Genomic DNA, 10,403 nt, shown 5'->3' with positions numbered 1-10,403 from the left:
TCGGTGGACTGCGGTGGACGCCTGCGCCCGGTGGGGGCGGCGGGGCGTCTCGGACGAGCGACCACACTATCGGCTGCACGGAAGGCGGCCCGCCGCCTGTGGATAACCCACGGGCGACGGGCCGTTCACGAAGAGGGGGTGAGGGTCAGACGGCGGCCTTCTTCAGCCGACGGCGCTCCCGCTCGGACAGGCCGCCCCAGATGCCGAACCGCTCGTCGTTGGCGAGGGCGTACTCGAGGCATTCGGAGCGGACCTCGCAGGCGAGGCAGACCTTCTTGGCCTCCCTGGTCGAGCCGCCCTTCTCGGGGAAGAAGGACTCGGGGTCGGTCTGGGCGCACAGCGCGCGCTCCTGCCAGCCGAGTTCCTCGTCCGCGTCGTCGACCAGCAGTTGCTGCACCGTCTCGGTCATGTGCGCCCCTCGTCTGTCTTCGCGTCCCCGTGATCTAGCCGTTACCGATTCCGGCTGAACGACACGAGTGAAATTACAAGTGTGCTGCTACGGGCGAGTCAAGCCGAGATCTGCTATTGAGCCCCTTATTCACTCTGCGGAACCAAGCCCATGCGGAAAGTGTTCAAATCACCATAAAACCTGACACACGGACGGAGCCCGCAGGGCCCACACCTTCCGACGGACCCCTTGCGGACCCGTACGGAGAAGGACGCCCAGGAGTTCGATCTCGTTCCGACACGCACGCCGAAGCGAAACGGATCACAGTCGGATCACGAGTACGCAACGGGGTTTGTGCGCCCGGTTGGACGCCATGTGTCCCGGGCGGGCCATGAACAAACCTTTCATCTGAGCGATCGACCGGATGAGGTGAACCACATCCCACATACCGGGTGTCGAGTTGACAGTGAAGGTGTGAACCGGTGTCCTTGTGGGCATGCTCGCGAACTTGGCGCTCACCTCGACCCGCACCGCCGGGTCCCACGGTGCTGCCCGCGCTCGCTGTAGCTGTTGCTGTTCCAGCTGTTGAGCCCCACCCGCTCCAGCTGAAGGCCGAGCCACCCGTATCTCGGCTCCCGTTCCCTCTGACCTCCTTTCACTGAGGAACCACGCACCCCATGAACAGCGACAGCGACCTCCAGATCGCCGGCGACATCCTCGAAGTCACCCACCTCCTCCAGACCCCGCGCGAGCACCCGGCCACCGTCGCCGAGTTCGTCGGACTCGCCCGCTCCCTCGCCGAGGACCGCTCCCAGTGGGAGCACCTCGTCCGCTACGACGCGGCCAGCCGCTGGTACCACCGGCTGCGCACCGGCCCCGGCTACGAGGTGTGGCTGCTGTCCTGGGTGCCCGGCCAGGGCAGCGGACCGCACGACCACGGCCCGTCCTCCGGTGTGCTGACCGTCCTGGACGGCACGCTGACCGAGCGCACGGAGCGGGGCACGCGCGCGTTGCGGGCGGGCGCGCAGCGCGTGTTCGCGCCGGGGTACGTGCACGAAGTCGTCAACGACGCGCTGGAGCCTGCGGTGAGCCTGCACGTCTACTACCCGGGCCTCACGGAGATGCCGATGCACACGGCTCCGCACTGCGAGGCCCGCACCATGCCGGGTGCGCTGACCGCCTGACCCGTCTCTGCGGGCGCCGACGGTTCATGGAAGCCGTCGACGGGTTGCCGAAGCCGCCGACCGGTTGCCGAGACCGCCAACGGGTTGCCGAGACCGCCGACGGGTTGTCGTAGGCGCCTGCAAGACTGGCTCCCATGCGCATTGTGGTTCTGGCAGGCGGCATCGGCGGTGCCCGGTTCCTGCGTGGTCTGAAGCGGGCGGTCCCGGACGCGGACATCACGGTCATCGGCAACACCGGGGACGACATCCACCTCTTCGGGCTGAAGGTCTGCCCGGACCTCGACACGGTGATGTACACGCTCGGCGGCGGCATCAACGAGGAGCAGGGCTGGGGTCGTGCCGACGAGACCTTCCACCTCAAGGAGGAGCTCGCGGCCTACGGCGTCGGGCCCGAGTGGTTCGGTCTCGGCGACCGCGACTTCGCCACGCACATCGTGCGGACGCAGATGATCGGCGCCGGATACCCGCTGAGCGCGGTGACGGAGGCGCTGTGCGACCGCTGGAAGCCGGGCGTACGGCTGATCCCCATGTCCGACGACCGCGTCGAGACCCATGTGGCCGTCGAGATGGACGGCGAGACCAAGGCGATCCACTTCCAGGAGTACTGGGTGCGGCTGCGCGCCTCGGTGCCCGCCCGGGCCGTCGTGCCGGTGGGCGCCGACCAGGCGAAGCCCGCGCCGGGCGTCCTGGAGGCCATCGGCGAGGCGGACGTGATCCTCTTCCCGCCGTCCAACCCGGTCGTGTCGATCGGCACGATCCTCGCCGTACCCGGCATCCGGGAGGCGATCGCCGACGCCGGGGTGCCGGTCGTCGGCCTCTCCCCCATCGTCGGTGACGCGCCCGTGCGGGGCATGGCCGACAAGGTGCTCGCCGCCGTGGGTGTCGAGGCGACCGCGACGGCGGTGGCCGAGCACTACGGCTCGGGCCTGCTGGACGGCTGGCTCGTCGACTCGGTGGACGCGAGCGCGGTGGAGCGGGTCGAGGCCGCCGGGATCCGCTGCCGGGCCGTGCCGCTGATGATGAGCGACACGGACGCGACCGCACGGATGGCACAGGAGGCGCTGGCGCTGGCCGAGGAGGTGCGGGGGGCGTGAGCGCTGACTCCTCCCCCGAGGCGCGTGCCGAGGTCACCGACGCGGAGCGGGGCGCCGACGGGTACCGGGTGTGGGCCGTGGGCGGCATACCGGAGGTCGCTCCCGGGGACGACCTGGCCAAGCTGATCGCCGCCGCCGAGCCCGGCCTTGCCGACGGGGACGTGCTGCTCGTCACCTCGAAGATCGTCTCCAAGGCGGAGGGCCGGATCGTCCGTGCCGCCGACCGGGAGGCCGCGATCGACGCGGAGACGGTCCGGGTGGTGGCCCGGCGCGGCGCCCTGCGGATCGTCGAGAACCGGCAGGGCCTGATCATGGCGGCGGCCGGGGTGGACGCGTCCAACACCCCGTCCGGGACGGTGCTGTTGCTGCCGGAGGACCCGGACGCCTCCGCCCGCGCCGTCCGCGAGGGGCTGCGCGACGCGCTCGGCGTCGACGTCGGGGTCGTCGTCACCGACACGTTCGGGCGGCCCTGGCGGGCCGGGCTCACGGACGTCGCTATCGGCGCCGCCGGAGTGCGCGTGCTCGACGATCTGCGCGGCGGCGCGGACGCGTACGGCAATCCGCTGAGCGCCACCGTCGTCGCGACGGCCGACGAACTCGCCGCCGCCGGCGACCTGGTGAAGGGCAAGGCCGCGGGGCTGCCCGTCGCCGTGGTGCGCGGTCTCCCGCACCTGGTGGCGGAGGGCGGCGACGGCGAGGGAGCACGGGCGATGGTCCGCGGCGCGCGCGACGACATGTTCCGCCTCGGCACCTCCGAGGCGGTACGGCTGGCCGTGACCCAGCGGCGTACGGTCCGGTCCTTCACGGACGAGCCCGTCGACGCGGATGCCGTACGGCGGGCCGTGGCCGCCGCCGTGACGGCGCCGGCCCCGCACCACACGACACCCTGGCGGTTCGTCCTGCTGGAGTCGCGGGAGTCGCGGACCCGGCTGCTCGACGCCATGCGGGACGCCTGGATCACCGATCTGCGGCGGGACGGCAAGAGCGAGGAGTCCATCGCCAAGCGGGTCCGGCGCGGGGACGTGCTACGCAACGCGCCCTATCTCGTCGTCCCCTTCCTGGTCATGGACGGCTCGCACACCTACGGTGACCCGCGGCGGGACGGCGCCGAGCGGGAGATGTTCGTCGTCGCCACGGGTGCCGGCGTGCAGAACTTCCTGGTCGCGCTGGCCGGGGAGCGGCTGGGGTCGGCCTGGGTGTCGTCGACGATGTTCTGCCGGGACGTGGTGCGCGAGGTGCTGGAGCTGCCCGCGGACTGGGACCCGATGGGGGCGGTGGCGGTCGGGCATCCGGCGCAGGACCCGCGGCCGCGGCCCGAGCGGGACGCGGGGGCGTTCATCGAGGTGCGGTGACGGCTGCCGGGCGGCGCCTACGATCGTAGGACTGCTCCTCACGGATCCCAGGGACGTCATTCATGGCAGGACGGTTCGCTCCGCGGCCCACGCTCCCCCACAGCCCGAAAGGCGTGGGAGGTACCCCCATGCCGGTGCGCGGTGGGCATGTCTCCGTGCCCGCGAGGGTGCCGCGGCAGGCCACGGGGCCGAGGCGGGTGCGGGAGTGGGTGCCGGACGGGCCGCTGGATCTCGGCCTGGTGCTCGGGCCGTTGCGGCGCGGGCCCGGCGACCCGACGTTCCGGGCGACGCCGGACGGATCCGTGTGGCGGACCAGTCTCACTCCGGCCGGGCCGGGGACGCTGCGGGTGTGCGCGTACGGCGGTGGAGTGCGCGGCGAGGCCTGGGGGCCCGGGGCGGAGTGGCTGCTGGAGCGGTTGCCGGAGCTGCTCGGGGCCGCGGACGATCCGTCGGCGTTCGTGCCGCGGCACCGGCTGCTGGCGTCGGCGCGGCATCGGCGGCCGGGGCTGCGGCTGACGCGGAGCGGGCTCGTGCTGGAGTCGCTGATCCCGTCGATCCTGGAGCAGAAGGTCACGACCGATGAGGCGTACCGGGCATGGCGGCTGCTGGTGCGGAAGTTCGGGGAGCCGGCGCCGGGGCCCGCGCCGGTGCGGATGTACGTGATGCCGGCGCCGCGCACGTGGGCGTTGATTCCGTCGTGGGAGTGGCATCGGGCCGGGGTCGACAACAAGCGGGCGTCGACGATTCTGCGTGCCGTGCGGGTCGCTGCGCGGCTGGAGCAGGCGGTGGGGATGGAGCCCGGGGCGGCTCGGGCGCGGCTGGAGCTCGTGCCGGGGGTCGGGCCGTGGACGTCCGCGGAGACGGTGCAGCGCAGTCATGGGGCTGCGGACGAGGTGACGGTGGGGGATCTGCATCTGCCCGGGATCGTGGGGTGGGCGCTGGCCGGGGACCGGGATGCGGATGACGCGGTGATGCTGGAGCTGCTGGAGCCGTATGCGGGGCAGCGGCATCGGGCGGCTCGGCTGATTCTGTTGAGCGGGAGGGTGCCGGCGCGGCGGGCGCCGAAGATGCCTCGGTGGGATATCGGGCAGTTGTGAGCTGTCGGTTCCGGGTGCGGGGGCGTTGGGGCGGGCCGCTGCGCACGGCCCGTCGGGAGCGGGTTGCTCGGCGTTTGTGCTGGAGGCGGGACGTTTCGCAACCCGGCGAGGCGGGGTGCCGCTGCGCCCACCCGTGCCGCCCCCAGCGGCACGCATGCCCGCAGCTGGGCGGCTGCCGCATGCCCGCGGGGGACACGGCCGGCCGCAGCCAGGCGGCTGCACATACCCGTCGCCGGGGGCCCGTCGCGGCCTCTCGGTCTACTGGTCGGAGGAGAAGCGGACCGCTCCGGCCGGTATGCGAGCGTCGCACCAGATGCGGGCGCCCTCCAGGAGTTCGTTGTCGGGGCCGATGACCGCGCCGTCGCCTATGACCGTGCCGGTGAGGACCGAGCGTTGGCCGACGCGGGCGCGGGTGCCGATCAGGGAGTCGGTGATGACCGCGCCCGGTTCGATGACCGCGCCCGGCAGGATCGTGCTGCCGAAGATCCGCGCGCCCTCGGCGACGAAGGCGCCCTCTCCCACCACCGTGCCGCCCGCGAGCTTCGCGTCGGAGGCGACCTGGGCCGTGGGCAGGACCAGGCGGTCGCCGCAGCGGCCGGGGACGGCGGGCGACGGGGCCCGGCCGAGGACCAGGTCCGCCGAGCCCCGGACGAAGGCGGCCGGGGTGCCCAGGTCCAGCCAGTACGTCGAGTCGACCATGCCCTGGAGGTGGGCCCCGGCCGAGAGGAGACCGGGGAAGGTCTCCCGTTCCACCGACACCGGCCGGCCCAGCGGGATCGCGTCGATGACCGAGCGGCGGAAGACGTACGCCCCCGCGTTGATCTGGTCGGTGACGATCTCCTCGGGCGTCTGCGGCTTCTCCAGGAAGGCCTGAACCCTGCCCGTGTCGTCCGTGGGGACCAAGCCGTAGGCGCGCGGGTCCGTGACCTTGGTGAGGTGCAGGGAGACGTCCGCGCCCGTCGTCTCGTGGGTGTCGACCAGGGCGCGGATGTCCAGGCCGGTCAGGATGTCGCCGTTGAAGATCAGGACCGGGTCGTCGGGCCCGGAGTGCAGCCGGGAGGCCACGTTGCGGATGGCACCGCCCGTGCCGAGCGGTTCCTCCTCCGTGACGTATTCGATGTGCAGCCCGAGCGCGGCGCCGTCACCGAAGTACGGCTCGAAGACCTCGGCCAGATAGGACGTGGCCAGGACGATGTGCTCGACACCCGCGGCTCTCGCTCTCGCCAGCTGGTGCGTGAGGAAGGGCACCCCGGCCGCCGGGACCATGGGCTTGGGCGTATGCACCGTGAGCGGGCGCAGCCGGGTGCCCTTGCCGCCGACCAGGAGGATCGCTTCAGTCACGTGTCGTCTCTGCTTCCTGCCGGGACCGGCCGAACTGTCTTTCGGCCGGTCAGTGTATGCAGACCGTTCCGTGGCGCCTTCGCTGGCCGTGCGGCATGCCGCCCCGCTGCCCCCCGACGGCGGTGAACGTGTACTCAGCGGCCCTGGTAGCGGGCCGCCTTGGAGCGGGCCGAGCCGAGCTTTCCGTAGAGCTTGCGTCCCGGGCACTCGGTCCTGAAGCCGTCCCGGTGCCCCGAGATCACGTTCAGCCGTACCTTCTTACCCTTTCGGTGGAGATTGCTGCCGGCCGACTTCAGGGTTGTCTTCCCCTTCGGGTTCACCCGGTACAGCCCCAGCTTCCACGCGGTCAGCCGGGCGACGGCCTTGACCGCGGATTTCGACGGCTTGGTGGCGCCGTACGACCCGAGGACGGCGATCCCCATGCTGTTGCTGTTGAAACCCAGCGTGTGTGCGCCGAGGACCGGTTTCGCCACGCCCCCGGCGCGGCCCTCGTAGATCTTTCCGCACTTGTCGATGAGGAAGTTGTAGCCGATGTCCCGCCAGCCCATGCTCTTGACGTGGTAGCGGTAGATACTGCGGATGAGTGAGGGGACCTGCGAGCAGCGGTAGTTGTTGCCGCTGGCCGTGTGGTGCACGAAGGCCGCCTTGACCTTCTTCGTGTACCGGAAGCCGCTCTCCCGCAACCCCTCGTTCGCCCCCCAGCCGCGCCGCGTGACGATACCCGGGCGCGGGCCGACGTACGGCTTGGCCCGCAGCTGCCGCTCCGTCAGCTCGCCGGCGTTGAGAGCGAGGTACTCCTGCTCGGTCTCGGTACGGCCGAGGGCCGCGATCTCGGCGGCGCCGATCGGGGCGAGGTCGGCGTTGACGGCGGAGGCCTCGGTGAGGGCCGAGGTCCCGGCGTTCGCGCCGCCGGCGGCGCGGGGCTCCTCCTCGTCGCCGAAGGAAGCGCCGTCGTCCTCGCCGGGGTCGACGAGTTCGAGGCGCAGCCCCGAGGGCAGCGGGGGCGCGGCGGGCAGGTTGCGGGCGCCCGGTGCGGGCCCGGCGGAGTCGGCTGCCGAGTCGTCGGACTCGGAGCGGACCCGGAGTTCGACGCCGTCGGAGTCGCCGACCCACAGCGGGGCCGTGGCACCGCGGACGCGGCCCGAGGCCCTCTCGGGGGTGTCGCGGTCGGCGGCGTGGTCGGCGTTGTGGGTCTCGACGTCCTGCCAGCCCGACCAGGTGCCGGTGCCGGCGGTGCGGGTGCGGACCTGGACGCGGCCGTGCAGTTCGGCGTCCGGGTCGTCCCAGACGACGCCGACGAGGGAGAAGTGGCGTACGGCGCGGCGGGACAGGCCCTGTTCGGCGGCGGGGGCGGAGGGGGTGGCGCGTTCGCGGGTGAGGGGGTGGAGGGGGAGGGACTGGGTGCTGCCGGCGGCGGACGGCTCAGCGGCGCGTCGGGCGGCCGGGGTCGTGGCCGGGGTCCCCGCGTGGGGCGCGGGTCTCGCGGCTTCCGCGGCCGGCACCGGTCTCGCCGTCGCCGCGAGGGCGGGAGGGGTGAGGGGAAGGGCCAGAGCGGCCGCACAGGTGACACCGATCGAGGAAGCAAGGAATCCACGCATGCCCCTGATCTTGGACATAGTCGTATAAGTCTGTCCATTTGGGAGTTGACGGGTCGTCGGTCGGGATTCGGCCGAACCGGTGGCGGATTGGCGGTGGAGCGCTGGGCGGGCCGTTGGGCGGGGGCCCGTGCGTTGCGTACGCTTGCGCGGTGAACGCCACCGATCGCACCCCTGCCGACCTGCTGGGTTCCGCGCTCGCCGCGGATCCGGGACGCCCCCTGGTGACCTTCTACGACGACGCCACGGGCGAACGGGTCGAACTGTCCGTGGCCACCTTCGCCAATTGGGTGGCCAAGACCGCGAACCTCCTCCAGGACGAGCTGTCCGTCGAGCCGGGGGACCGGGTGGCACTGCTGCTGCCCGCGCACTGGCAGACGGCGGTGTGGCTGCTGGCGTGTGCGTCGGTGGGTGTCGTCGCGGACGTGTCCGGGGATGCCCGGGCGGCCGACGTCGTGGTGAGCGGGCCGGACCGGCTGGAGGAGGCCCGGGTGTGCTCCGGTGCGCGGATCGCCATGGCGCTGCGCCCCCTTGGAGGGCGGTTCCCGCAGGCGCCCGAGGGCTTCGCCGACTACGCGGTGGAGGTGCCGGGGCAGGGTGACCGGTTCGTGCCGTACGCACCCGTGGATCCGGAGGAGCCCGCGCTGATCGTGGCCGGGCGGGAGTTCAGCGGGGCCGAGGTGGTCGAGCGGGCCCGGGCCGAGGCGACGGCGCTGGGGCTGACCGGACCCGGGTCGCGGATCCTGTCGGGGCTGCCGTACGACACGTGGGAGGGACTGCACGCGGGTCTGTACGGGCCGCTGGCCACCGGAGGTTCCGTGGTGCTGTGCCGGCATCTGGAGCAGGCCGGGGACGGGGTGCTGGACAAGCGGGTGGAGAGCGAGCGGGTCACGACGATCGCTCACGGCGCGGCGGGCCACTAGAGGAGCGAGCGGGCACCACGGCCACCCGCGACACAGCAGGCGCCGGGCGACCCCCGACACAGCAGGCGCCGGGCGAGCCGGGAGTGCACTCCCCCGTTCGGCCCATCCCCACCCACCCCCCGCCCTCCAACCGCGCCATGGTCGTAGGAGCAGTGCGCGCGGGGCGTTCCTACGTCAGGAGGGGTGGTTGCTGCCGTGGGCTACAGGGTCGGTCCTGGCATGGGGGCGTCCGCCAGCGGGCGGGGGCTGGTGCGGCGGCGCCGGCGGCGGTGGGTGCGGATCACGGCGTTCGGGGCCACGACCCTCCTCGTGGTGGCCGGCGGGGTCGGCTGGGCCGTCTACGCCAAGCTCAGCGGCAACATCACGCCCGACGAGGCCGCCGCGGCCGAGCTCGCGCGGTACGACAAGGAGCGGCCCACTTCCCTGGTCAAGGACGCGCGGAACATCCTGCTGATCGGGTCGGACTCGCGCGAGGGGCGCGACAACGCCCGCTACGGGCGTGACTCCGGGACCGAGCGGTCCGACACCACGATCCTGCTGCACCTGTCCGCGGGCCGGGGCAGCGCCACCGCCGTCTCCCTCCCCCGGGACCTGATGGTGAACCTGCCGGGCTGCCGCCGCCCGGACGGCTCGCGCAGCGCGCCCCGGTTCGCCATGTTCAACCAGGCCTTCCAGCTGGGCGGGTCGGCCTGCACCATCCGGACCGTGGAGAAGCTGACCGACATCCGCGTCGACCATCACGTCGTCGTCGACTTCCACGGCTTCAAGAAGATGGTCGACGCGGTCGACGGCGTCCAGGTGTGCCTGCGGGAGCCGATCGACGACCGGGCCGCCAAGCTGCGACTGCCCGCCGGGCGCGTGACGCTGAACGGCGAGCAGGCCCTCGGCTACGTCCGTGCCCGCAAGACCCTCGGCGACGGCAGTGACACCGAGCGGATGGAACGGCAGCAGCGTTTTCTCGGGGCACTCGCCAACAAGGTGCGCAGCAACGACGTCCTGCTGAATCCGGCGAAGCTGTATCCCGTGCTGGACGCCGCCACGTCCTCTCTCACCACGGACCCGAAACTGGCGAGCTTGCGCGGTTTGTACGAACTCGTGCGTGGCCTGCGCGACATCCCCATGGAACAAGTGCAATTCCTGACCGTCCCCAGGGAGTCGTATGCGTACGACGCCAATCGCGATCAACTCGTGGAGCCCGCGGCGGAGAGGCTCTTCGAGCGGCTGCGGACGGACGGGCCGGTGGTCGTCGAGGGGAACGGCCCGCGACGTCACGCCCCGCTGAGGCTCCCCGACACGCGTGACGGGGCGTACGGGGATTCGCATCCGGGCCCTTATCGCGGACCCGCCGTCACCGTTTCTCCTCCACCGACGTTTCGGGGGAACACGGCAGCCGAGGACACCTGTGAGTAAAGCGGGCACCAAGGCCACT

At 72.3% G+C, this 10,403-nt stretch carries 9 protein-coding genes; 6 read left to right on the top strand and 3 right to left on the bottom strand.

Features of this window, described 5'->3' with window-relative positions:
- Window positions 1-145: 145 nt before the first annotated feature.
- The gene (locus BJ965_RS23300) at window positions 146-409 is read right to left on the bottom strand and encodes a WhiB family transcriptional regulator (protein ID WP_010034659.1); all 264 of its coding nucleotides are present in this window, start codon (window positions 407-409) and stop codon (window positions 146-148) included.
- A gap of 656 nt (window positions 410-1,065) precedes the next feature.
- Between BJ965_RS23300 and BJ965_RS23295 the strand changes: the two genes are divergently transcribed.
- From BJ965_RS23295 to BJ965_RS23280, 4 genes are all read left to right on the top strand, one after another.
- Window positions 1,066-1,572 (top strand): cysteine dioxygenase, encoded by a 507-nt coding sequence (locus BJ965_RS23295; protein WP_184910438.1) that lies wholly within the window; start codon window positions 1,066-1,068, stop codon window positions 1,570-1,572.
- A 134-nt stretch (window positions 1,573-1,706) separates the two neighbouring features.
- The gene (cofD, locus tag BJ965_RS23290) at window positions 1,707-2,666 is read left to right on the top strand and encodes a 2-phospho-L-lactate transferase (protein WP_184910437.1); all 960 of its coding nucleotides are present in this window, start codon (window positions 1,707-1,709) and stop codon (window positions 2,664-2,666) included.
- On the top strand, window positions 2,663-4,018 hold the full coding sequence (locus BJ965_RS23285; protein ID WP_184910436.1) for a coenzyme F420-0:L-glutamate ligase: 1,356 nt from the start codon (window positions 2,663-2,665) through the stop codon (window positions 4,016-4,018). Before cofD ends, BJ965_RS23285 begins: the two co-directional genes overlap by 4 nt.
- Window positions 4,019-4,080: 62 nt before the next feature.
- The gene (locus BJ965_RS23280; protein ID WP_376777935.1) at window positions 4,081-5,115 is read left to right on the top strand and encodes a DNA-3-methyladenine glycosylase family protein; all 1,035 of its coding nucleotides are present in this window, start codon (window positions 4,081-4,083) and stop codon (window positions 5,113-5,115) included.
- Window positions 5,116-5,373: 258 nt separating this feature from the next.
- Here the strand turns inward: BJ965_RS23280 and BJ965_RS23275 are convergent, their stop codons facing one another.
- Both BJ965_RS23275 and BJ965_RS23270 read right to left on the bottom strand, forming a co-directional pair.
- Window positions 5,374-6,456: a mannose-1-phosphate guanylyltransferase gene (locus BJ965_RS23275; RefSeq protein WP_030844681.1), complete on the bottom strand. Its 1,083-nt coding sequence runs from the start codon at window positions 6,454-6,456 to the stop codon at window positions 5,374-5,376.
- 134 nt (window positions 6,457-6,590) lie between these two features.
- The gene (locus BJ965_RS23270; RefSeq protein ID WP_184910434.1) at window positions 6,591-8,054 is read right to left on the bottom strand and encodes a peptidoglycan recognition protein family protein; all 1,464 of its coding nucleotides are present in this window, start codon (window positions 8,052-8,054) and stop codon (window positions 6,591-6,593) included.
- A gap of 149 nt (window positions 8,055-8,203) precedes the next feature.
- Here BJ965_RS23270 and BJ965_RS23265 point away from each other — a divergent pair, with 149 nt between their 5' ends.
- On the top strand, window positions 8,204-8,974 hold the full coding sequence (locus BJ965_RS23265) for a TIGR03089 family protein (protein WP_184910433.1): 771 nt from the start codon (window positions 8,204-8,206) through the stop codon (window positions 8,972-8,974).
- A 219-nt stretch (window positions 8,975-9,193) separates the two neighbouring features.
- Window positions 9,194-10,384, top strand: coding sequence for an LCP family protein (locus BJ965_RS23260; protein ID WP_184910432.1), 1,191 nt, complete (start codon window positions 9,194-9,196; stop codon window positions 10,382-10,384).
- Window positions 10,385-10,403: the final 19 nt, after the last annotated feature.

This window comes from Streptomyces luteogriseus, assembly GCF_014205055.1.
Taxonomy (GTDB): Bacteria; Actinomycetota; Actinomycetes; order Streptomycetales; family Streptomycetaceae; genus Streptomyces; species Streptomyces luteogriseus.
The sequence above is the reverse complement of the archived record's forward strand: the minus strand, read 5'-3'. Positions and strand labels throughout refer to the sequence as shown.